Source organism: Arthrobacter sp. LjRoot14, from assembly GCF_964253905.1.
Taxonomy (GTDB): domain Bacteria; phylum Actinomycetota; class Actinomycetes; order Actinomycetales; family Micrococcaceae; genus Arthrobacter.
Map to the genome: position 1 here is coordinate 277,994 of NZ_CAXURL020000001.1, position 24,550 is coordinate 302,543.

Here is a 24,550-nt window from a genome sequence, read left to right on the forward strand (position 1 = left end):
TCAGTGACTGAGCAGCTTGCAGGCAGGCTGGGTTCCCTGTGGGCGGCCACCGGCGGACCGACGCAGTACGCCGCCCTCAGCGAGGCCATCGACGTTGATGTGGCTGTGATCGGTGGCGGGATAGCCGGGCTGACCGCCGCGCTGGCCCTCAAACGGGCCGGGCAGGCTGTGGCCGTGCTGGAAGCGGCCCGGGTGGGCACCGGAGTCACCGGGAATACGACCGGCAAGGTCACGTCCCTGCACCGGCTGGCCTACACGGAACTTGCCGGACGGCACGGACCCGAGACAGCACGCATCTACGGACAGGCCAACGAAGCCGCGATTGAGCATGTGGCAGGCACGGTGGCGAACGAAGGAATCGACTGCGGCTTCCGGCGGGTATCCAACTACACCTACGCCGAATCGGAGCGCACGCTCGCCCTGGTCCGGGAGGAAGCGGCGCTCGCCGGGAGGTTCGGGCTTCCGGCGTCGTTCACTACCGAGGTGCCGCTGCCGTTCCCGGTCACGGGTGCAGTCCGCTTCGACAACCAGGCGCAGCTCCACGCGCTCAGGTACGTGCAGGGACTGGCCCGCGCGGTGGACGGGGATGGCAGCTTTGTCTTCGAGGACTCGCCCGCCACCGGGTTCCGGGACGGGACACCGGCAGTGGTGGACACGGAACTGGGCTCGGTCCGGGCGAAGGAAATCATCGTGGCCACGAATATGCCGTTCGGGGACAACGGAACCTTCGACGAGCGGTGCTACCTGCACCGCTCGTATATCGTTGCCGCCCGCAGCGACGCCGCCCCTTTGGAATCCACCTTCCTCAGCGTGGACGAGCCGATGCGCTCCATCCTGACGATCGACGTCGACGGCGTCAGCTACGTCCTTGCCGGCGGTGAAGGACACCCCGCCTCGGAGCAGGTTGACTCCGCGGAGCGGTACCGGCGGCTCAGCGGATTTGCCCAAGAGCGCCTGGCTGCCGGTGAGATCGCCTTCCGCTGGTCCACGCAGGACGCCATGCCTGCGGACGGGCTGCCCTACGTCGGCCGCCTGTCCCCGGACTTCCGGCACGTCCACGTGATCACGGGCCTGCGCAAATGGGGACTGACCAATGGAACGGCGGGCGCCCTGATCCTCCGGGACACGCTGTGCGGCACCCGCAACCCGTGGGCGGCGGTATTCGACAGCACCCGGGCTGTCCGCGCACGAGGCGCCACGCCGGCCGCTGCCGGGGATGTCGCGCCGCCTTCCCCCGAGCCGGGCGCCACCGTTCCCATTCGGTCGGACCTCGTCCGGGGTTCAGGAAGGGTGGTGGACGTGGACGGGGCAAAGACCGCCGTTTACGTCAGCCCCGCCGGAAAGGTCAGTGCGGTCTCGGCCGTCTGCACGCACCTGGGCTGCACCGTGGAGTTCAACGCGGCCGACGTGACCTGGGACTGCCCGTGCCACGGCTCCCGGTTCAGCACCGACGGTACCGTGATCCAGGGCCCCGCCACCCGGAACCTTGGTTCCGGTCAGGCGCCGGCCTAGGACAATTATCCTGGGGTCCCTTCTCGAGCCGGGTCTTCTTCCAACGGCGCAACGCCGCCATCACGCGCATTGAAAGCGCCCAGTACGCCACTCCGGCGGCAAGCGAAGCGACCACCGCCAAAGCAGGGCTAACGCCGACCAGCAGCGGGTAAACCAGCCAATGTGTGAGGTAGGCGTACAGCGAGGAGGCAGCCAGCAGGCCCACGAAGCGGTGCAGGCGGGCGGGGACGGGGATGCTGGGGAGCCAGATGAGCAGGAGGACGCCGGCAGCGAGTGTCGCCTCACGGTTCGGGTTGTCAAAGAAGCCCGGGACCGTGAGGACCGTGATTGCGGTGACGGCGAGTCGCTGGAGGAGGCCGTGCGAACGTGCCGCTGCCCAGCCGAGTGCGAACAGCCACAGTACCGGCCCGGTGTTGGGCACGTCGGGGTCCACCAGTTCAAAGCGTTCCAGCAGCCCGACCCCGGTCAGCAGCAGGGGGAAAGTCCACGGGAAGCGCCGCTCCGCGCGGTCCGCCCAAGGAACGGCCAGCAAGGCGGCTGCCGCGGAAAGGATGTACACCAACACCTCCACGAACCAGAAGTGCCACTGTGTGGTCACCTCTTCCGGACCGATGATGGCGTTGAGGAGCAGGACGTTGGCGAGGCCGTACCGGTCGGTGAGCAGGTAGGCCGCGCCAATGAAGACGACGCTGGGGACAACAACCCTGCCGAGGCTGCGCAGCTGGCGGCGAAGTCGGGGCAGCCGTTCTCCGGCGAGCTGGAAGCGGGCAAAGTTGAACCCGGCGACGGCCATCAGCACATGCGCGGTGCCCTGCCAGCTGAAAAGGCCAACGTGGGTGCTGACGATGAACACGATCGCGAGGGCCCTCAGGACAATGCCGGTTTCCAGCGGGGCAAAGAACCGCCCACGCCTTTGCCGCGGGGTCTTACCGGGGTTCATGAGTTCGGGGTTCGTGAGTTCGCGGACCGTGCGGACATGCCAGTCCGGCGGGAGGTCGCCGAGGGCTTTTTCCAGCCGCACGGAGACGGCCACGTAGGACAGCGAGTCACCGCCGAGGGTGACGAACGTGCTGTCGTCCGTGACGTCGTCGAGTTCCAGCTGTTCCGCGAAGATCCGCCGGACGTCCGCCGGTCCCTCGTCCGGCACGGACGCGGACGCGTTCTCTGCGGGTGCAGGGGCGGCCCGCTCGGCGGCGAGCTCCAGGATGGCGGGATAGTCCACCTTTCCGCTGCCAAGCCGGGGTAGGTTCTCCACGGCGTGCACGTCGACGGACCCTCGGGGCAGGCCCAGGCGTTGCGCGAGGACCTTGCCCAGCAGCCGTTCATCGTGGTCGCCTTCCACGGCGACCACCAGGCCGTCGTCGGATCCCGCGCAGGCCCCGGAGACGCCGAGCCCGGCAAGGATCCGCTCCACCTGCCCGAGATCCACCCGCAGCCCGACCACCTTGACGAACCGGCTCCGCCGTCCCACGATCTCGTAGATGCCGGTGGGATGCTGCCGTGCCAGGTCGCCGGTCCGAAGTTCGGTGACTGTCCGGCCCGCTGAGAGGTCCTCCGGGCTTTCTGCGTAGCCGAGCATCACGTTCGGGCCGGTGTACACGAGCTCGCCGTCGTCCAGGCCCGGAACCGGCTCTATCCGGAACGCGCCGCCCGGTACGGGGATGCCGATGGTTTCCGGAGTGGTTTCTGCCAGTTCCGGAGGCAGGTACGCCATTCGGGCCGTTGCTTCAGTGGCGCCGTACATCACAAACAGGTCCCAGCCCCGCCGCCGGCCCAGCCGCGAGAACTCCCGCACGTGCTCTGGGGCGAGCCTCCCGCCGGCCTGCGTCACATACCGCAGGTGCGGCAAATCCATCCCGGTGAAACCGACGCGGTCCAAAAGCTCAAAGGTGTAGGGGACTGCTGCAAAGGATGTCGCACCGCGGGCGGCAAAAAGGTCCCAGAAGCACGGGTCGACGACGGACAGATCCGTGAGCACCAGCGCGGCACCGCGTGCCAGGTGGCTGTTGATGACGGAAAGCCCGTAGCAGTAGGACATTGGCAGGGTGGTGGCTGCACGGTCCTCCGAACGGATGCCCAGGTATTCGGCGATGGACTCCGCGTTCGATTGCAGATTGGCGTGCGAGAGGCGCACGAGTTTTGGCGAGCCGGTGGATCCCGAGGTGCTCAGGAGCAGGGCGAGGTCGGGATGGAGTTCGTGCGATGTGCCGGGCCGCACTTCTTCGACGGCCGGGCGGCCGGCGCCGTCTCCGGACCGGAGGACTACGTCGGGTCTGTAGGCAGCTGCGATGGAGTCAAGGGAGCCCGGTTTGTCCGCGGGAACCAGGATGAGCGGGTGGCCGGAGGAAACGGCTGCCAGGTAGGCAACCAGCGAATCCAGGTCGTTCTGAGCGGCCAGCAACGCGAGGCGCCGCACGGGACCCAGGCGGGCCGCCGCCGCATCGACGCGCTCGGCGAGTTCGCGGTAGGAGAGGGACCCCGCGCCCGTCAGGACGGCAGGACGGTCACCGTGCCGGGCGAGGTTGGCAGCGAAGGAGGCCAGGCCACGGTCCGGCCCTGCGTCAGGGCTCGCAAGGGGTTGGGCAGGAATCATGGTGGTCCTCAAGTTCGTGCTTAGGCTGGCCTAACCACGAAACAATACCGATGATTGCCGGAATTAAGAAAACTTTCTGTGTCCTATTTCTCCAGCCGATTTTCTAACCCGGGGGCCTCGCCGTCGACCCGCCCGGTAGGACGCGGCCGGCCCGCGGCGACGCTTGAGGCCGGCCCCTTACGGGGCGGCGTCGTAGTCGAACCGCTCGACGACGGCGCTCCCGCTGGGGACGGAGACTCCGACAACGCGTCCGGTGAAACCGCCCGCCACTTCGGTGGACAGGTATCTTCCGTCCAGCCGTGCCAGCGTCACTGCACGGCCGTCCTGCAGCAAGCGGAGGGACACCTCGTCCGGGCCGGTATTCTTGCCCGGCTGTCCCGCAAAGGGCGCGTCCGAGCACGCGATCTCCAACTGGACGTTGCCCGCTGACGCCGCACCGGACACACCCCGAGGCGCAGTTCCAAGAACCTGGTGCAGCGGCCCGATCTGCGCAACGGCCCGGACCTCGTGTTCGGAGGCTTCGACCGCGTACCAGTGGGAGTCGTCGATCCTGAGGGCGAGCCGGACGGACGCGCCTTCCCAAAGGCGGAACGTCGCACGGGCGGTCCACGCAAGGTCCCTCACCCTGGTGGCGAGGACGGGGGCCTTTCCGGGTTCTCCTCCGCTGATGAGGAGTCCGCCGTCAGCCGGGGCCGTGAAGGACGCGGGGTCGTTGCCGGGGGAGATCCAGCGGATGTGCAGCCGGTCCGGGGCAAAGTCGTCGGAGAAGGACGTGGCACCGGCAGGTACCTGGTACCGGTCCTCGTCGAAGTGGGGCCAGCCTTGGTCCCAGGTGATGCCGGCGATGAAGGTTTCGCGGCCCAGGACGTGATAGCCGGGCACCACGCCGCGGGGACGGACGCCCAGATAGGCCGCCGCCCAGTCGCCGTCGGCTGTTTCGACAAGGTCGGCGTGGCCCGCATTCTGTACCGGGGCAGCGGTGCTGCGGTGGCTGAAGACGGGGTTGTCCGGGTGCGGTTCGAAGGGGCCGGCCGGCGTCTTGCTCCGGCTGACGGACACGGCATGGCCCCGTTCCGTGCCGCCCTCGGCCAGGACCAGGTACCACCAGCCGTCGCGCTGATAAAGGTGCGGGCCCTCAGGGAAGGCGAGGCCCGTTCCCTGCCACACCTTCCGGGGCGGTTCCAGCAGCTGACCGGCCAGAGGGTCCAGCCGCGCCTGGACGATCCCCGACTCGTTCTCACCCGGCCCGAAGCCCACCCAGGTGAGGTAGCAGTCGCCGTCGTCGTCCCACGCGATGTCCGGATCGATGCCCAGCGTTCCGCGAATCTGGACCGGGTCACTCCACGGGCCCGCCGCGTCTTCAGCGTGCACCAGCAAGTGGCCGCCGCCGAAATCGCTCATGTTTGTGGTCACGAACCAGAACCTGTTGTTGTGGTGCCGGAGGGTGGATCCGAAGATGCCTCCTGACGGGCGGCGGTCGCCTGCTGCGAACTGGCTCCGCCTGGTGAGGATGTTGCCGATCTGCTTCCAGGTGACAAGGTCACGGCTGTGGAAGACGGGCGCTCCGGGGAAGTATTCGAAGCTTGACGTTGCCAGGAAATAGTCATCGCCCACGCGGCAGATGGTGGGATCCGGGTAGAAGCCCGGGATGACCGGTGTGGTGGCGGCTGAAGATGTGGCTGGCCGGGCCAGCTCAAGTGCACTGTCAATCACCATGGTTCCGTCCGTTGCAAAGTGTTCACTGCCCGTCCTTGCTGGGCGGGAAGTCCCTACGCTACGTCGTTGGTTGCCGCTGCCGAACCGGGCTTGTCAATGGTTGGAAAGCCTATTTTGACTGGTTGGAAGGGCGTCCCGTGACTGGCCCAGAACCCCCGGAGCCTGCCCCGGGGATCGGACTCGACCCTTGGCTCGGCGTCGAGGATCATCGTGGGCCGGCCCCCGCGGTGCTCCAGGGCTCCGGGCTCCCGATATTCGGGCCAGGGCGGCAGCCCGGCCGCCACGGGTGCACCGGACCCGGCAAAGGCCGCCCAGGCCGCGCTCATCCACTCGGCCAGGTCCGCCGGCGCCTTCCCCCGGGTCAGGTACGCCGCTTCGACCGAGTCCAGTTGCCGGAACACGAACGGAATCTCCAGCGCATGGCATGAGCCGAGCTTTCCGCCCATGGCCGGGCTCTTCCACGTGAACAGGTAGCTGAAGTTCCTCCCTGTGGAACCGCTGCGGGCTTCGAGGAGCCTGGTGGTCGGCTGCCGGTATTGGGCATCTGACAGGTATGCCTCCAGGAGTTGCTTCCCGGTGGGCGCGGTGCCAAGGGTTTCGGCGAGTGCTTCCGCGTAGCGGGCCCGGTCCCCGGCCGGATCTCCGCTGTGTCCGGCCATCATCAGTTCCACGCGGTCAGCGAGGTCGGGCGGATCCGACGGCGACGCGGGCCTGAGTTCCACGGCAAAGGAACCCTCGTTCAGGTTGGTGCCGGCCAAGAGGTCCACCCCCGCGTTGAGTCCTTTTCGGATTGCGGCCAGTGGCGGCTGGGGAATTGCCGGCGTGCCGGTGGCGGGCTGGAACGGAAGGGCAACGCCATAGGTGCTGCCGGTCGCCGCCTTGCTCAACGCCTCCTGTGCTGCCAGTAACCGGTCCACGGGCAGGGTCAGCAGTACTGCGGCCCGGGTCGGGTCCAGGCCGCAGCACCGCAGGAATTCCTCGGTGATTCGTCGCGATTCTTCGGGGGTCCGGACCCGCTCGGCGGTACCGCTCTGCAGGATGGCGCGCCGGAACAGTCCTTCCGAGGCCGGCATGCCCAACAGCGTGCCCACGGCCGCCGCGCCTGCGGATTCGCCGAAAAGGGTCACCTTGCCAGGATCGCCGCCGAAGGCCGCGATGTTGCGGCGAACCCAGCGCAGCGCCTCGAGTATGTCCAGCAGGGCAGAGCTGGACGAGTCCGCGTACTCCGGACCGAGGAGTTCCGGCAAGTGCAGGAAGCCCAAGGCTCCCAGCCGGTAGTTGACGGCGACCACCACCACGTCCAGCGCGGCAGCCAGCCTGCCGCCGTCGTGCAGTCCGCCGTTGTTGGAGCCGGTGAGGTACGCGCCGCCGTGGACCCACACCATCACCGGCCGGGCGCCGCCCGTGCCGGGGGTCCAGACGTTGAGGTTGAGGCAGCTGTCTTCGTCCCACCGTTCCGCGAAACCGTCCGACGGCGGCAGGAACGGGTCCGGGTTTTGCGGCGCCATGGCGCCCGGCACCGTGCAGTCCCGGGCCCCGCCCCAGGGACGCACCGGAACGGGCGGCAGGAAGCGCCGCACCCGGGCGGGTGATTCCGCGTAGGGGATCCCCAGGAAGCGGTGCACGGTTCGGCCGCATTCTGCGCCGTCCACCGTGCCGTCTGCAGCAAGGACCGTGCCGCGGACTACGCCGTCAGGAGTGGTTGCGAGGCTCATGGCAGGGGTCACGCCTGCGCCAGATGCCGCACCCCGGCACTGACCTCGGCCTTGAATCCGAGGTTTCGGGAGACCGCCCTGGCTGTGGCCTGGACCGCGGGAGCCAGCACGTTCGGGGGAGTGGCGCCGTCGGGAACCACAATGGAAAGTGTGGCGGCGACGGCTCCCTGGGCGTCGAAAATGGGCGACGCCACGGACACTGTCCGGGAAGGCGCTGATCTTCGGATCATGGCCACGCCCGTGCGGCGAACGTCGGATAGGGTGCGCCTGAGCTGCCCCTCCGGCATGGCGTCCACGCCGGCCTCCACGTCAGCGGGCTGCCGGATGATGGCGTCCTGGAAGGCTGTATCCGCACCGGCCAGCAGAACCAGGCCGACGGCGGTTGACCGCAGCGGTGCACGGCCGCCCACCCGGTAGGCCACCTCCGTGGCCTCCTTGGAGGAAAGCCGCTCGATGAGGACCGCTTCATTTCCGTCGCGCACCGCGAGCAGCACGTGGTGGCGCGTCACCTCGAAGAGGTCCTCGAGGTAGGGCAGGGCGATTTCGCGCACGCCGTGTCCGCGGGGCGACAGCGACGCCACTTCCCAGAGCCGCACGCCCACCACGTACCGGCCGTCGTCGAGCCTCTCCAGCGCACCCCAGGCCACCAGCCGGGCGATCAGCCTCAGCGCTGTTGGCGCCGGCATATCCGCGTACCGGGCCATCTCGGAAAGAGTCAGTGCCCGGCGCCGGTCCGTGAAGACGGCAAGAAGGCTCAGTGCACGGTCGATGACGGGTTCGCCTTGTTTGGGCCTCTTGCCGCGGATCGCGGTGGGCGTGGCGGTGCCGTCGCTATCCGGATCCCTGTCCGGGGCTGCTGTCATCTCACACCGTTCCTTCTTCGTCGCCGGTGACGTCCACCACCCTAGTGTTTCACCCAATGGAACTCCTAGTAGGTGTCCCCCGGCCGGGGGACACCAGGGCGGACGTCACCAGCGCCGGGTCAGACGGACTCGGTTACTTTGTTCTTGGACTCTGCCGATTTGGTCCGGGCCAGGCTGCCAAGGAACCTGGCGCTCTCCTTGGGGGTCCGTTCCTGGGTGGTCCGGTCCACTGCGATCAGGCCGAACTTCGGAGCGTAGCCGAAGACCCATTCGAAGTTGTCGAAAGCCGTCCAGGCGATGTATCCCCGGACGTCGATGCCGTCGGCCAGGCAGGATGCCACGCCGGCAACGGCCACCTGGAGGTAGGCCACGCGCTGCGAGTCGTCGTCCGTCGCCAGCCCGTTTTCCGTCACGATGACGGGAATCCCGGCGACGCGGGCGGCCTCCCTGATGGTGGCTTCGAGGGCTTGGGGGTAGATTTCCTCGCCCATTTGGTTTGTCGGCACGCCTTCCGGCGCGGAAGCGAGCCCGTCTGCTCCGAACACCGTCCGGCCGTAAGTCTGGATCCCCACGAAGTCGTCTCCGCGGGACGCCTCAAGGAAGCGCTCATTGACGGTGCGGCGCACGCGGTCGGCGCGCTCCTGGCCGCCTTCGGCCGACTGAATGTCGGTGTTGGCGAGCGTCCACCCCACCATCAGCTCGGGGCGCCGGGCCTTGATGGCCGCGCGGCCCGCGCGATGGGCCGCAAGCATCACGTCGAAGCCGGCCTCCGAGGCCGTGAACTGGAACGGAGCTATGCGCCGGGCTTCGACGCCGAGGCGCTCCGCCGCTGCGGCCCACAGCGGTACTTCTGATCGTGATTCCGCGGGTTCACCGCCGATGCCGAACTCCCGCAGCAGCCACGGCAGGTTCGGTTCGTTCAACGTGCAGGCGACGCCGATGAGATCGCCGAGGTGCTGCGTCACCCGGTCGCAATACCGGGCGAACCGCGCCGGCGTCTCCGGGTCCTCCCAGCCGCCCACCTCGAGGAGCCACCGGGGCGACGTGAAGTGATGGTAGGTGACTACCGGGGTGAGCCCGTGCTCGTGGCAGGCTTCCAGCATGCGCCGGTAATGGTTGAGTTCCGCGATCGAGAACTGGCCTTCCACGGGCTCGATGCGCGCCCACTCCACGGAGAAGCGGTAGGTGGTGAAGCCGAGTTCAGCGATCAGGGCGATGTCCTCGCGGTAGCGGTGGTAGTGGTCCACTGCATCCCCGGACGGTTCGGCAAAAATCGTTCCCGGGAGCTGCTCCAGGAACCAGGTGTCGCTGTTGACATTGTTCCCCTCGACCTGGTGGGCTGCCGTGGCGACGCCCCACAGGAAGTCGTGCGGGAAAGGGAAAGAGCCGGTCATCAGGTTCCTCTCGATATGAGCGCCAAGCGGCTGTGCATGGGCTGACTGTCCATCCTCGGTGGTCACTGCGGCGTCCGGGACCGGCACTTTCATTAGTTGGAAGACTCGCCGCCGAGCGTCCCGATCCTGATTTGCCTCCGCAGTGACGGCGACCACATAAGTATTTCAACCAATGAAATCCTCGTGTCTCCAGCAAACAGCCCCCACTGATGCTTGAGGGGAGCCGGCGGCCACACGCCTGGCCCCCATAACTACTTCCCTCCGTTGTCACATCAGAATGCAAAGGCGCACTACATGAAACTTCTGAACTCCACCGCACGCGGGAGCTCCGCCGTACTGGCCGGAGCACTCCTCCTGGGATCGTTGACCGCCTGCGGCGGCTCCAGCCAGGCGACTGCCAAGGCGGACACCAGCACCCTGACTCTCGCCATCGACAGCGATTCCGCCTCGTTCGGCTTTGACCCGCTCCGTGTTTCAGCAGCCCAGCGGCAGTTCTTCGAGGGCCTCTACGACAGCCTGATGACCCTCCAGCCGGACGGTTCGGCAGGCCCGGGCCTGGCGAAGGAGTTCAGCTACAACGCAGACAAGACGGTCCTGACGCTGACGCTGAAGGACGGGGTGACGTTCACCGACGGTTCAAAGCTCGACGCCGACCTGGTCAAGGCAAACCTGGACCGCCGGTCCGATCCTGCGCTGAGCGCCTACTCGGCAGTCGCCAAGGGCGGCGCCCAGGAGATCGCCTCGGTGGACGTTGTGAGCCCCACCCAGGTGTCTCTGACCTTCGCCAAGCCGCAGCCGGGATTCGAGAAGAACCTGGCTTCCACCACCGGCATGATCGTGGGCAAGACCGGCGTGGCGGATGCCGCCAGCCTGGCCGCGACCCCGGACGGCTCCGGCCCCTACACTCTTGACCCTTCCACGGTGAAGGGCAACAAGTACGTGCTGGTCAAGAACGACAAGGGCCCGGACGCTTCGAAATACGCCTTCAGCAAGGTTGTCTTCAGCGTTGTCCAGGATCCCCAGGCGCGGGCCAACGCCCTGGTCTCCGGGCAGGCGGACGTGGCCATGCTCACGTCGTCCACTGTGGACTTCGCGAAGTCCAAGGGTGTTGGCGTGTCCCAGATCGGCGGCACGGTCAACACCATGATTTCCTTCGACAAGACCGGCAAGACCGCCCCCGCCTTCGCCAGCGAAAAGGTCCGCCAGGCCATCCAGCACGCCATCAACCGCAAGGCCCTCGTGGACGCGCTGCACAAGGGGGACATCCCGGCGTGGAACGCCCTGCCCAAGGACTCCGCCGGGTTCACCGAAGAGCTGGAGACCCGGTTCGCCTACGACCCGGAGAAGGCCAAGGGCCTGCTGGCGGAGGCCGGCTACGCCAACGGCTTCGAATTCACCATCATCGCTAGCGCGCAGACGCAGACGGACCTGCAGGCCGTCCAGAAGGACCTTGCCGCCGTCGGAATCACCATGAACGTCAAGATGGCCGCCTCCACGGACGAGGCCTTTGCCGCAGTCGCCACCACACCCCTGGGCTACGCGCCGCTGAACTGGGACAACCCGGTGGGCGTGATGTACGGCGTGGTCCTGAACGGTTTCACCAATGTGCAGAAGGCCACCGATGAGCAGCTGAGCGCGGCCACCGGCGAGGCTGCCGCAGCCAAGGACGACGCCGCCAGCAAGGCGGCGCTGACCAAGCTGAACATCCGCCTGGTGGAGTCCGGCTGGATGATCCCGCTCTACGAGGCCCTCACCAACCAGGGCTACAACACCAAGAAGATCAAGCAGGTGGAGTTCGCCGGCACCAACGCGTACCCGCTGCTCTCGTCCTACGCACCGGCCAGCTAATACCCCGAGCCGTCAATCACCGGCTCTGCCGGGCTGTCCTCCACGCAACAGAGGGCAGCCTGGCCGGTCCTGACCGATGGAGGTCACCATGGCACTATTCATCACCAAACGCCTGCTCATGGCGTTGACCACCGTGCTGGTGGTAGCGGTGCTGGCATTCCTGCTGGTACACGCAATGCCCGGCAGCCCCGGCGCGGTATCGCTCGGAGCCGGGGCCTCCCAGGAAGCCATCGACGAGGTCAATGCGCGCCTCGGCTGGTCTGATCCGCTCCTGACACAGTTTGTCCGCTGGCTGGGCGACGCGGTCCAGGGCGACCTGGGAATCTCCCTCATCGACGGCCGTTCCGTATCCGCTGACCTGGCCAGCCGGCTCCCGGTGACCGCATCGCTCGCGGCCGGCGCGACTGTGCTGAGTTCTGTGCTGGGGATCCTGCTCGGTGTGACCGCCGCCGTGCGCGGCGGCCTCGCGGACCGGATCGTCGGGGGCATCTGCGGCCTCGCCGTGGCACTGCCGGCCTTCTGGATCGGCATCATTTTCGTTTACGTCTTCGCCGTCCAGTCATCCGTTTTTCCCGCCACCGGCTACGTGCCGTTCGAAGTGTCCCCGCAGGACTGGGCCATGTCCCTGGCCCTGCCGGTGATCACCTTGGCCGTCGGCGGTGCGGCTTTCATCGCCCGCCAGACCAGGGCTTCCATGCTTGAGGCGCTGCAGCAGGAACACATCCGGACCCTGCGGGCCACAGCCACACCCACCTGGAAAATCCTTTACGTCCATGCCCTGCGCTACGCCAGCCTGCCGATTGTGGCCGGAATCGCACTGCAGTTCATGGGCCTCTTCGGCGGATCAGTTGTCGCCGAACAGCTCTTTGCCATGCCAGGCCTGGGCCAGGCAGCCCAGAGTTCCGTCAGTACCCACGATGCTCCAGCTGTCCAGGGCGTGGTGGTGATCGCCACCGTCGTGGTAGTTGCGGTGAACCTGGCGCTCGAACTCGCCACCAAGTTCCTCGACCCGAAGTTGCGTGCCGCATGATCCCCAACGTTGCACCCGCCCCCGCCGACAGCACCGCCAAGCCCGCGGCTGTGCCCGCGTCCGGACCAGGGGCTGTCTTCAGCAAGGTCTCCGCCCACCGGCTCTTTTCCTCACCCGGCGGCGTTGCCGGCATGATCTGGCTGGCCGCCCTGGTGGTTGCCTCCCTGACCGCCCCCTGGTGGCTGCCGTTCAAGACGGAGGACCAGGACTTCACGGCCGTCCTCTCCGGGCCCACCGCCGCCCACTGGCTGGGCGCGGACGAACTGGGCCGGGACATCCTCAGCCGCATCTTCGCTTCCGCCGCCGGCACCCTGGGCACATCCTTCATCACGGTACTGGTAGGCATCGGGCTCGGCACCATCCTGGCCCTGGCCGCAGCCGCCTCCGTCCGGGCTGAGGGCATTATCAGCCGGAGCACGGAAATCATGATGTCCCTGCCGTCCACGGTCATCATCCTCGCCGTCATCGGCGCCGTCGGCACCAACATCCCTTTCATCATGGCTGTCCTTGGCGTCTTCATGTCCGCCGGCGTCTACCGCGTGATCTTGGGCCAGGCCAAGTCCCTTCAGTCCCAGCTCTACGTGGACGCCGCCAAGGTTGACGGCGTCAGCACGCTGGGCATCAGCCTCCGGCACGTGCTGCCCGGCCTGACGAACACCATCGTGGTGCAGTCCGCGCTCATCTTCGCCGTCGGCATGCTGATCCAGGCGGGCCTGGCGTTCATCGGCTTTGGCCCGCCCATTCCGCAGCCCAGCTGGGGCGGCATGATCCAGGGCGCTTCGCAGCACGTCTACGACGCTCCGTGGCTGATGGTGCCCACCGGCGCCGTGCTCGCGCTGACCGTCCTGGCCGCCAATGCCATCGGCAACGCCCTGGGCAAGGCACCCAACGCTGCGGCATCGCACCTGCCGTCGGCAGCGGCACGCCGCCAGCGTGCCCGTGCTGTTGCCGCAGCCGGCGCCGTCGTCGGCGCCGCCCCGGTGGCTGCCGAGGGGTCTGACACCGCCCCCGCCACGGGCCGGCTGAGCGTCCGCGGACTCTGTGCAGGGGTCGACGGCGGAACTCCGCTGGTCACGGACGTCTCCTTCGACGTCGAGCAGGGAACCGTGCTGGGGCTCGTGGGAGAGTCAGGTTGCGGCAAGACCATGACCGCGCTGTCCCTCCTCGGGCTGCTGCCCTCCGGCGTCTCGGTAACGGACGGGCAGATCCTGTGGAACGGGAAGAACCTGGCCGCCGCCACGGAACGCGACCTGGCAGGCATTCGCGGCCGCGAAATCGCGCTGATCTCCCAGGAACCGATGCGGGCCCTGGACCCCATGTTCACCGTGGGCTACCAGCTCACCGCCGCCATCCGGCGGCTCCGGAAAATGGGCAAGGCAGAGGCCCGGAAAGAAGCCCTCAGCCTGCTTGAAAAGGTGGGAATTGTGGATGCCGAACGCATCCTGAAGACCTACCCGCACCAGATCAGCGGCGGCATGGCCCAGCGCGTGGCCATCGCCCTGGCCCTCTCGGGCCGGCCACGTCTGCTGGTGGCCGATGAACCCACCACCGCGCTGGATGTCACGGTCCAGGCTGAAATCCTGTCCCTGCTCCGCTCGCTGGTGAAGGACACCGGCATGTCGGTGGTGATCGTTACGCACGATCTCGGCGTAGTAGCCGATATCTGCGACAACGTCGCTGTCATGTACGCCGGCCAGGTGGTGGAGAACGGACGGACCGCCAGCATCCTGGACAACCCCCGTCACCCCTACACCCTGGCCCTCCTGGCCGCGGACCCGCACGCCAACTCCGCGGCGGACATGCCAGAACGGCTGGCCACCATCAGCGGACAGGTCCCGCAGCCCAAGGACTGGCCCGCCGGCTGCCGCTTTGCGGCCCGCTGCCAGTTCGCCGGATCCGCATGCGCCGCCCCGGTTCCGCTGCTGGCCTCGGGCTCCGAGGAGGGGCTGGTCCGCTGCGTCAAAGCCGACGAACTGGCCGTGGAAGGCCTGGAATGGCTTGCCACCGAAGTGCCCACGCACCGAGTACTGAAAATCGTTGAAAAGGACCTGGCATGAGCATCGAGACGGCCGAACGGCAGGACACGGCGGCAGTTGCGCCGGAGCAGCCCATGCTGGAAGTCAAGGACCTGGTGGTCCGCTATGGCCGCGGGCGAAAGGCTGCAGCCGTGCCGGCAGCAGTGGACGGGGTGAGTTTCAGCATCCTCCCCGGCGAGACCGTGGGCCTGGTCGGGGAGTCCGGTTCAGGAAAGTCCACCATCGGCAAGGCGATCCTGGGCCTCCAGAAGAGTGCCGGCGGCACCATCACCTACCAGGGCGAGGACATCACCCACGCCGGTGCCGCAAAACGCCGGGCCCTCGGCGGTGAACTGCGGGCCGTTTTCCAGGACCCCAACTCCTCGCTGAACCCGCGGCAGACCGTCGGTGCTTCCCTTGCGGAACCGCTCCGCCTCCGCGGAGTTGCCGCCGCGGAGGCACGGGAGAAGGCCGAAGCCATGCTGGAACGTGTGGGCCTGCCCCGCGAAGCCGTGGACCGGTATCCCAGCCAGTTCTCCGGCGGCCAGCGCCAGCGCATCGCGGTGGCGCGCGCCCTGATTTGCGACCCCAAACTCGTGGTGTGCGACGAAGCAGTCAGCGCCCTGGATCTTTCCACCCAGGCCCAGGTGCTGAACCTGCTGGCCGACCTTCGGGACGAACGCGGCCTGAGCTACCTGTTCATCGCCCACGACATTTCGGTGGTGCAGTTCCTCGCCCAACGGGTGGTGGTCCTCTACCGCGGCCAGGTCATGGAAAGCGGACCGGCAGCCGCCGTGACGGAGGCACCCAAGCACCCGTTTACGCAGGCCCTCGTCGCTGCCTCACCCGTGCCGAGGCCCGCGGAACAGGCCCAACGGCGGACCGTGCGCGAAGCCCTAGGCGTGCGCACTGCCGCCGCGGTCGCGGTATCGCCGGGCGGCTGTCCCTTCAGCCAGCGCTGTCCGCTGGCAACGGACCTGTGCGCCTCCGAACGGCCCGCGCTGCGCAAGGTGGGCGCCTCCGACGTCGCCTGCCATTACGCCTGATGGACCCGGCCTTGGCTGGCCACCGCGCATCCCCGGGTCCCACCCGCCTGCGGACCAATCACCTGGCAGAGGCCTTCGGCATTACCGACACGGCGCCGCGGTTCAGCTGGACGCCGCCGCCCGGCACTCTCCGGCAGGCCGCCTACCAGATCAGCACGAGCAACGGCTGGGACTCCGGGCGCGTGGACTCGGACGTGCACGGCTTTGTGTCCTACGGCGGGCCGAACCTTGGGTCCCGCGACCGCTTCGAGTGGAAAGTCCGGACCTGGAACGTGGCGCCGGACGGCATCGAGGCGGAGTCCGGCTGGTCCGAGCCCATGTCCGTGGAGCTGGGCCTGCTGCACCCCGGCGACTGGAGCGCCCGGTGGATCGGCCCCGATGAACCGGATCTCCTTGCCCCGGGGCAACGCCCCGGCTATGCCCTGCATCGCAACTTCACCGTGGAGGCCGTGCCGGATGCCGCCCGCGCCTATGCGACGGCGCACGGGATCTACGAGTTGTTCATCAACGGGCAGCGGGTGGGGGACCAGCAGCTCACCCCCGGTTCCACGAGCTACCACAGCACCCTGCAGGTGCAGGCCTACGACGTCGCCCCGCTGCTCCAGCCCGGCTCCAACACCGTGAGTGCCGTCCTTACTGACGGATGGTTCCGCGGTTCCTTCGGGTTCACGCGCGACGCCGACATGTACGGCACGCGGACGGCGTTCCTGGCGCAGCTGGAAATTGAGTCCGCAGGGGGACGGTCAGTCATCGGCACCGATGAGACGTGGCTTGTTTCCGCGACGGAGATCGTCGCAGCGGACCTGATGGAAGGCCAGCGCGTGGACTTCCGGACGGCGGCCGTTCAGCGTAAGCCAGCCCGCCAGGCCGTCCTGAGGGAAGGCAGCTTCGCCACCCTGACCGGGCCGGTGGCGCCGCCCACCCGGATCGTGGAAGAGCTCGCTCCCGTGTCCATCACCCGGCTGCCGGCCGGCCACCAGATCGTGGACCTGGGGCAGAACATCAACGGCTGGGTCCGGCTCGGCCGGCTGGGCGCTGCCGGGACGGAGGTGACGCTGGTGTACGGGGAAGCTCTCGACGCCTGCGGCGAGGTCACCCAGGACCACCTCCGCCCCATCGACTTCAAGAACCCCGGCCAGTTCCTGGGCGCCGGTCAGGTGGATTCGGTGGTCTCCGCCGGTACCCCCGGCGAATTCTTCGAACCCCGCCACACCGCCCACGGCTTCCAGTACGTGTCCGTCCGGGGCCTGGCTGAAACGCTTGAACCCGGGGACATCACGGGCTGCATGGTGCAGACCGACCTGGAGCGCCTGGGGACCTTCAGCTGCAGCGACGGCCGGCTCAACAAGCTGCACGGGATTGTGGACTGGAGCTTCCGCGGCAACGCATGCGAGGTCCCCACCGACTGCCCGCAGCGCGAGAAGGCGGGCTGGACCGGCGACTGGCAGCTGTTTGTGCCCGCCGCCGCCTACCTCTACGACGTAGCAGGCTTTTCACGGAAGTGGCTCAATGATGTCCGTGCCGACCAGTGGGAGGACGGCGTGATCGTCAACATCTCGCCGTCGCCCGGGACCGGGGTGACCGTCGCCGAGTTCATGGCCTTCACGAACGGGTCCGCGGGGTGGGGAGACGCGATCGTCATGGTGCCCTGGGAGATCCACCTCGCCACCGGCGACACGGTGATCCTGGAAGAGAACTGGGACGCAATGAACCGCTGGCTCGGGTTCGTCCGCCGCTCTGCGGAGGGGAACCGGCACCTCGCCAGGGCGGCGCTTCGCCCCACCCCAGAGGAACACGAGCAGTTCCTCTGGGATACCGGCTTCCATTTCGGGGAATGGATGGAACCAGGTGGCCCGGCCCCGGACCTTTTTGCCTCCCGGTCGCTGGACAACGGCATTGTGGCCACCGCGTTCTACCGGCACTCCTCCGCCATCATGGCCAAGGTAGCCGCCGTCCTGGGCCGGGACGCGGAAGCCCGCGGGCTGCGGGAGCTGTCCGAGAACGTCCGGCGGGCCTGGCAGCACGAATACCTGCTGGCCGACGGAACAGTGTCCGACCAAACAGCGTCCGACCAAACAGTGCGCGGCGGCACGCAGTCCAACTGCGTGCGGGCGCTCGCCTTTGACCTGGTGCCGGACACTGCCCGCCCCGCCGTCACAGACCAACTCGCCAGCCTGGTCCGAGACGCGGGCACCCACCTGGGCACCGGCTTCCTGGCCACGCCGTACCTGCTGCCGGCGCTCGCGGACAACGGACAGCTGGACCTGGCATACGAGCTGCTCATGCAGGACTCCGCTCCGTCCTGGCTGGTGATGGTGGACCGCGGCGCCACCACCATCTGGGAGGACTGGGATGGAATCGGCCCGGACGGCTCCGCCAAAGGTTCACTGAACCACTACAGCAAGGGTGCCGTCGTTTCGTTCCTGCACCGCCACACCGCCGGACTGCGCCAGGCGCCCGGGAGTGCAGGCTGGGAGCGGGTCATCATCGAGCCGCGGCCGGGCGCCGGCCTGACCTCCGCCAGCACCTCGCACCGGGGCCCGCAGGGCCTCATCGACGTGGGCTGGACCATCGACGACGGCGTGCTGACGCTCACCGCGACCATACCGTCCGGAACCACTGCGGACATCCGCCTGCCCGGTGAGCCGGCCACCGCCGTCGGGCCCGGCATCCATACTTTCGCCGCCGCTTCGGCGCGCAGCGCAGATACCTCACCGGATCTCCTAAGGAGCACACCATGACCCAGGAAACAGAAAGCACCACGGCGGCGCCGGCAAGGATGCCCGCACCGCCTCCGTTCCCGGCCTTCCACGCCCCGGGAACGCCCGAGGAAGTATCGGAGCACTCCGCGGTGCACCGCGAACTCAGCTACGCGATCGCCGTCGGCTTCCGGCGCCTGGCCATGGACATATGGCTGCCGCGCCTGGCCCCCGGGCCCGTCCCGGTGGTGGTGTGGATCCATGGCGGAGCCTTCCAGCTCGGTGATCGCCGCGAACTGCCGCCCACCTTTGCCAGGGATTCGGTCTTCCGGCTGCTGAATGAGGCCGGGATCGCGTGCGCCACCGTGGACTACCGCCATGCCTTGGAAGCGCCCTTCCCGGCGCAGCTGCACGACCTGAAAGCCGCCGTCCGGTACCTCCGTGCACACGCTGATGCCCTGGGCATCGACCCAGACCGCATCGGCACCTGGGGTGAGTCCGCCGGCGGACACCTCGCTGCCTTGCTGGGCGTCACGGGGACGCGTGAGGACCTCGAGGGCGGGCTGGGCGTGCAAGGGTACTCCAGCGCCGTCAGCGCCGTCGTCGATTTCTACGGGGTGTCCTCATTGCCGGACATGCCGCCGATGGACATGCCCTCCGGCCTGATGTCCGGTGCCCTCACGGCTGCCGTGCCGCCGGGCATGACCATGGAACCGGGTCCCATGCTGGTGGGCGGAACTGCCGATCCCGCCCTCCTGGCGGCGGCCAGCCCGCTGGGCCACGTCACTGCCGACGCACCGCCATTCCTGCTGATCCACGGCGACAGCGACGGCCTGGTCCCGCTGTCCCAGAGCGAACTGCTGGCCGCGGCGCTGACGGACGCCGGTGTCCGCAACGAACTCGTCACCATCCGGGGCGGCGACCACTGCTTCTTCTTTGCCGAAGACCAGCTGGACGGAATCCTCAGCAGGGCAGTGGACTATTTCGTCCGCGAGCTCTAAGTCCGCGGGTTTTAAAGACAGGGCCGACGGCGGGCGGTAGCATGCCGCTATGGCTATCGCACGCTACCCAGGCTTAGTTATTGACTGCCCCGACGCCCGAGCCCTGGCAGACTTTTACGCTGCCCTGCTTGGCTGGAACGTGAAGGATGACGGCGACTGGGCTGAGATCCGACCCGACGACGGCAGCAACTGCATTTCCTTCCAGCAGGTCGAGGACTACCGGGCGCCGGAATGGCCGGGCCAGGCCGTGCCCCAGCAAATGCACCTCGACCTGATGGTGCAGGACCTGGACGAAGGCGAAAAGGAGGCCGTCAAGCTCGGGGCCACCACGGCGGAGACGCAGCCCGGCACCACGTTCCGTGTTTTCCTGGATCCTGCCGGCCACCCTTTCTGTCTTTGCGTGGACTAGGCGGATTCGAGGGCTCCAGGGACACGGTTTCCAGTCAATGAAACTCCGCTAGCGGGCCCGCGGCCGTTCCCGGGACGCTGGGGGAAGCCTTACAACTTCCCCTTCGTAACGAATCGAGCCGACGTTGACTCAACCATCCCGCCCCTCCGCCCTCCGCTTCGAGCACCATGAGGAGCCTTTCGGCATCGGTGAAAGCCGGCCGCGGCTGTCGTGGCAGGTCAGCACCGAAACACCGGACTGGGTGCAGACCTCCTACGAACTGGAGCTCGGGCCCGACGAAGACAGCTTGGCCAGCTACGGCCGGACCGAGTCCGCTGAACAGCTCCTCCAGCCCTGGCCTGCACCGCCGCTGCGGAGCCGCCAGCGCGTCGCCGCACGGGTCCGCGTGTGGGGCAACAACGACGCCGGCCCCTCCGAATGGGGACCCGTCACCTACGTCGAAGCAGGGCTCCTGAACCCCATGGACTGGCAGGCGGCGATGATCCGGCCGGCCCGGGACGAAGCGAGCAAGGACACGGAACCCGCCTCCCGGCTGAGCCGGACGTTCGACGTTACCGGCCCGGTGGCTTCCGCGCGCCTCTACGCCAGCGCCCACGGGGTTTACGTCGCGTCGATCAACGGCCAGCGCGTGGGCAGCGACCGCTTGGCGCCGGGCTGGACCAGCTACCACCACCGGCTCCGCTACCAGACGCACGACGTCACGGACTACCTGCAGCCCGGCACCAATGTCATCGGACTCGAACTCGCCGACGGCTGGTGGCGCGGCTATCTGGGGTTCCAGGACAAGCGCAACACCTACGGTGACCGCACCGCTGCGATCGCCCAACTGGAATTTGCCGACGACGGCGGCCGGGTCACGGTCATCGGAACCGACAGCTCCTGGCTGGCAGGCAGGAGCCCGGTGCTCGGGGCCGATCTCTACAACGGCGAAACCTATGACGCGCGGCTGGAGGACGGCGGCTGGGCAGGCTCCGAAGTCGCGGTCCTGGACCCCGCCGTCGTGGAGGACTTCGATGCGTCCGTGCTAGTGGCCCCGGACGGTCCGCCGGTGCGCGCCACCGGGGAGCTGCCCGTGAGTGCCGTGCTGGGCACACCGTCCGGGAAGACCATCCTGGACTTCGGCCAGAACCTGGTGGGCCACGTACGCCTCCGGGTCAGTGGAGAAGCCGGCACGGAACTGGTGCTGCGCCACGCCGAAGTCCTGGAACACGGAGAACTGGGCACCAGGCCCCTGCGGGTCGCCAAGCAGACCGACCGGTACATACTGCGCGGCGGCCGCGAGGAAGTCTGGGAGCCCGAGTTCACCATCCACGGCTTCCGTTATGTGGAGGTGTCCGGCTGGCCCGGTGACCTGGACCCGGAGGCGTTCACCGCCGTCGTCGTCCATTCGGACCTGGCACGTACCGGTACCTTCGAATGCTCCGCCCCCATGCTGAACCAGCTCCATTCCAATGTTGTCTGGGGGATGCGCGGCAACTTCGTCGATGTGCCGACGGACTGCCCCCAGCGCAACGAGCGGCTCGGCTGGACCGGGGACTTCCAGATCTTCGCGGCAACGGCGTCCTTCCTCTACCGGATCCCTGGTTTCACCGCCTCCTGGTTGAAAGACCTGGCTGCCGAGCAGGGAACCGACGGGCCCCCGCCGCTGGTGGTTCCCGAGGTGACGTTCGACAAGCCGCCGTTCCCTGTCCGGCCGGTGATGGCCGCGTGGGGTGACGCTGCCGTGCTGGTTCCGTGGGTGCTGTACCAGCGCACCGGCGACCTGGAATTCCTGCGCCGCCAGCTGCCGGGAATGATCGCGTGGCTGGAGGCGGCGGCGGACGCTGCAGGACCGGAGCTGAGGTTCGAACAGGGCTTCCAGTTCGGTGACTGGCTGGACCCGGCAGCTCCGCCGAACGAACCAGGTGAGGCCCGGACGCCCTGGCAGCTCGTGGCGCAGGCCTATCTGGCGTACTCGGCCCGCGTGGCCGGCGAGGCTGCGGAGTTGCTGGGGGAGGACTCCGCCGCCCTGGCTGAGCTTTCGCAGCGGGCTGCTGCGGTGTTCCGCGAGCGATACATTGCCGACGGCGGCGAGCTGCTCCCGCCCACCCAGACGGCCTATGCCGTGGCGTTGAGCTTCGGACTGTTGGAAGGCGGGGAGGAAGCTGTGGCTGCCGCCGGGCTGGCTGCGGCAGTGGAGGCCGATGGCTACCGCATCGCCACCGGCTTCGTCGGGACACCGCTGGTGTGCGACGCGCTGACCGACCACGGCTACACGGCGGCGGCCTACCGCCTGCTGCTCCAGACGGAATGCCCGTCCTGGCTCTACCCCGTGACCATGGGCGCCACCACTATCTGGGAACGTTGGGATTCCATGCTTCCGGACGGCAGCATCAACGAGGGCGAAATGACGTCCTTCAACCACTACGCCCTGGGTGCGGTGGCCGACTGGATGCACCGCAGCCTCGCCGGACTGGCGCCGGCTGCACCCGGCTACCGGAAGCTCCTGGTCCGTCCCCGGCCCGGCTGCGGACTGGACTGGGCACAGGCCCGGCACGGGACGCCCTACGGGATTGCCGCGGTCCGCTGGGACCTGGCCGGCCCGGAGTTCACCCTTCAGGTGACGGTGCCGGCCGGTTGCACCGCCACTGTGGTGCTGCCCGACGCTGAGGGGAGCGCACACGAGGTAGGCTCCGGAACGCATTCGTTCAGCTGCGTCGCGGCGCTGCCCGACGGCGCTGGCAGGGCTCCCGAGCTCGCGGCACGCCCATGAGCCTGGATCCGGAGCTGGCCGGCCTCATGCACCACGTGGCCGGCGCCGGCTCCTTTGCCGAGCTCCTTGGAGATCCCTCGGGCCAGCAGCGGCTGGAGGCCTTCAGCGCCGGGGAGGCCCCGTATCAGGCGCCCGACGTCGCGGTCCGGACCGTGGACGTACCGGGCCCCAACGGCCCGGTGCCGGTCCGCATTTACGGCGGTCCGGCGTCGGGCGCTTCCGACGGCGGCGCTGCAGCAGACGGCGCTTCTGACGGCGGCCTTCCGGCCCTCGTGTGGTTGCACGGCGGCGGTTTCGCCGGGGGCGGGCTGGACATGCGGGAAGCCGACCAGCTGGCGCGGGAAGTGGCCGCCAGGAGCGGCGGAATCGTGCTGTCCGTGGACTACCGGCTCGCCCGCGACGGCGTGCATTTTCCGGTGCCGCATGAGGATGTCCTGGCGGCCTGGCTGTGGGCAGTGGAGCATGCCGAGGAGCTGGGAGCTGACCCCCGCACACTGTGCCTGGGCGGAGCCAGCGCCGGCGGCAACCTGGCAGTCGGCGCCGCCCTGTACCTCAAGGATTCGGGTCACCAGTTGCCTGCAAAGCTGGTGCTGGCCTACCCTTTCCTGCACGCGGAGCTGCCCGTATCAGGGGAACCGGAAGCTGCCCGGATGGCCGGACTTCCACCGATCCTCCGCTTCACGGCCGACGATTGCCGCGCCATGGTGGAGAACTACATCGGAGGACCCCTCCTGATGGCATCCTCCTACGCCATGCCCGGGCATGCGGATCCGGCCGGACTGCCGCCGGCCGCCGTCCTGGTGTCCGAATACGACGACTTGCGCCAGTCCGCCGAGCTGTTCATTGCCGGCCTCCGGGCCGCAGGGATCCCCGTGGAGCACAGGCTGGAGCCCGGCGCCACGCACGGCTACCTGAACCACTCGGCCGGACTGGGAATTGTCCGGCGGGGCCTGCAGTTCCTGGCGGACGAAGTGGGCTCCGCTAAGCCGTTCCAATGATTGAAAATTCCCGTTTCCAGCGGGCATTCCGTCCAGCAGGCTTAGGGGAGACGCCGGATCGATCCTGATACCGGCCATGGCAACGGATGGAGTCGTTGATGACTGCAGGACAAGTCCTGAAGGGGATCGAGTTTTCGCGTCCCGGCGGATTGCCGTTGCTGCTGGACCTTTACCTGCCGGCGGAGGGAACCTCCCACGGCCCGATGCCGGCCGTTGCGCATTTCCATGGCGGCGGCTGGCGGGTGGGTGAGCGTTCATCCCTCGGCCCGGTCACGGACGGGTTTTCGCTGACTCCCTTTGAGCGTGTGGCGGCGGCGGGATTCGTCGTGGTTTCGGCGGACTACCGCATGTCCTCGCAGGCCGTGTTTCCCGCCCAGCTGGAAGACGCCACGGCGGCAGTGTCATGGTTGCGGGCCAACGCGGCGGAGTTCCACGTCGACCCCGGCAGGATCTATGCGTGGGGGGATTCCGCCGGCGGCCACCTTGCCTGCCTGGTGGGCCTGGGTGCGGACGGTTCCGGTACCCCAGCCGGAGCGGTTGCCGCCGTCGCCGCCTGGTACCCGCCCACTGATTTGGTCCGAATGGGAGCGCAGGCCCTGCCCGACGCCGTCGCAACGGCTGACGACCCCGGTTCCCGGGAGGCACTCCTCATCGGGGCGCAGCCGGCTGATGCCCCGGACAAGGCAGCGGCCGCGAGCCCGCTGAGCTACGTCGGCGGAAACGCGCCGCCGTTTTTCCTGGCCCACGGTACCGCCGACCGGTTCGTTCCGCCGGCGCAGTCCACCTCGTTTGCCGCGGCACTGGAAGCTGCCGGGGCCGACGTCGAACTTCACCTCATTGAGGGCGCCGACCACATGTGGCTGCTGCCGGACAAGAGCCCGGCAGCGGCAGAGAAGGTCCTGGACGCCACCATCGATTTTTTCCGCAGGCAAGCCCAGGCTTCCTGACGTTGCACCTCC

Annotated in this window: 16 protein-coding genes; 11 read left to right on the forward strand and 5 right to left on the reverse strand. The window is 68.2% G+C overall.

Annotation, left to right across the window (positions count from 1 at the left end):
* The first annotated feature begins 3 nt into the window (after window positions 1–3).
* The gene (locus ACSQ12_RS01375) at window positions 4–1,512 is read left to right on the forward strand and encodes an FAD-dependent oxidoreductase (RefSeq protein WP_436064026.1); all 1,509 of its coding nucleotides are present in this window, start codon (window positions 4–6) and stop codon (window positions 1,510–1,512) included.
* Here the strand turns inward: ACSQ12_RS01375 and ACSQ12_RS01380 are convergent.
* The 5 genes from ACSQ12_RS01380 to ACSQ12_RS01400 form a co-directional block, all read right to left on the reverse strand.
* Window positions 1,442–4,105, reverse strand: coding sequence for an AMP-binding protein (locus ACSQ12_RS01380; protein WP_436064027.1), 2,664 nt, complete (start codon window positions 4,103–4,105; stop codon window positions 1,442–1,444). The two genes, ACSQ12_RS01375 and ACSQ12_RS01380, sit on opposite strands and share 71 nt — an antisense overlap.
* A 177-nt stretch (window positions 4,106–4,282) precedes the next feature.
* Window positions 4,283–5,821 (reverse strand): family 43 glycosylhydrolase, encoded by a 1,539-nt coding sequence (locus tag ACSQ12_RS01385; RefSeq protein ID WP_436064028.1) that lies wholly within the window; start codon window positions 5,819–5,821, stop codon window positions 4,283–4,285.
* Between the two features lie 53 nt (window positions 5,822–5,874).
* The gene (locus ACSQ12_RS01390; RefSeq protein WP_436064029.1) at window positions 5,875–7,536 is read right to left on the reverse strand and encodes a carboxylesterase/lipase family protein; all 1,662 of its coding nucleotides are present in this window, start codon (window positions 7,534–7,536) and stop codon (window positions 5,875–5,877) included.
* Between the two features lie 8 nt (window positions 7,537–7,544).
* Window positions 7,545–8,399: an IclR family transcriptional regulator gene (locus ACSQ12_RS01395; RefSeq protein WP_436064030.1), complete on the reverse strand. Its 855-nt coding sequence runs from the start codon at window positions 8,397–8,399 to the stop codon at window positions 7,545–7,547.
* A 119-nt stretch (window positions 8,400–8,518) separates the two neighbouring features.
* Complete coding sequence (locus ACSQ12_RS01400; protein ID WP_436064031.1) at window positions 8,519–9,793, reverse strand: glycoside hydrolase family 1 protein; 1,275 nt, start codon at window positions 9,791–9,793, stop codon at window positions 8,519–8,521.
* 294 nt (window positions 9,794–10,087) lie between these two features.
* On the opposite strand from ACSQ12_RS01400, the gene ACSQ12_RS01405 reads away from it, so the two are divergent.
* The 10 genes from ACSQ12_RS01405 to ACSQ12_RS01450 all read left to right on the forward strand — a co-directional run bounded on the left by ACSQ12_RS01405 (window position 10,088) and on the right by ACSQ12_RS01450 (window position 24,538).
* Entirely contained in the window at window positions 10,088–11,641 is a 1,554-nt protein-coding gene (locus ACSQ12_RS01405; protein WP_436064032.1) for an ABC transporter substrate-binding protein, read from the forward strand.
* Window positions 11,642–11,717: 76 nt separating this feature from the next.
* A complete protein-coding gene (locus ACSQ12_RS01410) occupies window positions 11,718–12,671 on the forward strand; it encodes an ABC transporter permease (RefSeq protein WP_436064033.1) in 954 nt (317 codons plus the stop codon).
* Window positions 12,668–14,728 (forward strand): dipeptide/oligopeptide/nickel ABC transporter permease/ATP-binding protein, encoded by a 2,061-nt coding sequence (locus ACSQ12_RS01415; RefSeq protein ID WP_436064034.1) that lies wholly within the window; start codon window positions 12,668–12,670, stop codon window positions 14,726–14,728. Before ACSQ12_RS01410 ends, ACSQ12_RS01415 begins: the two co-directional genes overlap by 4 nt.
* A complete protein-coding gene (locus ACSQ12_RS01420; RefSeq protein ID WP_436064035.1) occupies window positions 14,725–15,732 on the forward strand; it encodes an oligopeptide/dipeptide ABC transporter ATP-binding protein in 1,008 nt (335 codons plus the stop codon). Before ACSQ12_RS01415 ends, ACSQ12_RS01420 begins: the two co-directional genes overlap by 4 nt.
* A complete protein-coding gene (locus ACSQ12_RS01425; protein WP_436064036.1) occupies window positions 15,732–18,473 on the forward strand; it encodes a family 78 glycoside hydrolase catalytic domain in 2,742 nt (913 codons plus the stop codon). Before ACSQ12_RS01420 ends, ACSQ12_RS01425 begins: the two co-directional genes overlap by 1 nt.
* A complete protein-coding gene (locus ACSQ12_RS01430; protein WP_436064037.1) occupies window positions 18,470–19,432 on the forward strand; it encodes an alpha/beta hydrolase fold domain-containing protein in 963 nt (320 codons plus the stop codon). Before ACSQ12_RS01425 ends, ACSQ12_RS01430 begins: the two co-directional genes overlap by 4 nt.
* A gap of 49 nt (window positions 19,433–19,481) precedes the next feature.
* Window positions 19,482–19,841 (forward strand): VOC family protein, encoded by a 360-nt coding sequence (locus ACSQ12_RS01435; protein WP_436064038.1) that lies wholly within the window; start codon window positions 19,482–19,484, stop codon window positions 19,839–19,841.
* A 124-nt stretch (window positions 19,842–19,965) separates the two neighbouring features.
* On the forward strand, window positions 19,966–22,593 hold the full coding sequence (locus ACSQ12_RS01440) for a glycoside hydrolase family 78 protein (protein ID WP_436064039.1): 2,628 nt from the start codon (window positions 19,966–19,968) through the stop codon (window positions 22,591–22,593).
* A complete protein-coding gene (locus tag ACSQ12_RS01445; RefSeq protein WP_436064040.1) occupies window positions 22,590–23,591 on the forward strand; it encodes an alpha/beta hydrolase fold domain-containing protein in 1,002 nt (333 codons plus the stop codon). The genes ACSQ12_RS01440 and ACSQ12_RS01445 overlap by 4 nt, the downstream gene beginning before the upstream one ends.
* A gap of 98 nt (window positions 23,592–23,689) precedes the next feature.
* Complete coding sequence (locus tag ACSQ12_RS01450; RefSeq protein ID WP_436064041.1) at window positions 23,690–24,538, forward strand: alpha/beta hydrolase fold domain-containing protein; 849 nt, start codon at window positions 23,690–23,692, stop codon at window positions 24,536–24,538.
* The last annotated feature ends 12 nt before the right edge of the window (window positions 24,539–24,550 follow it).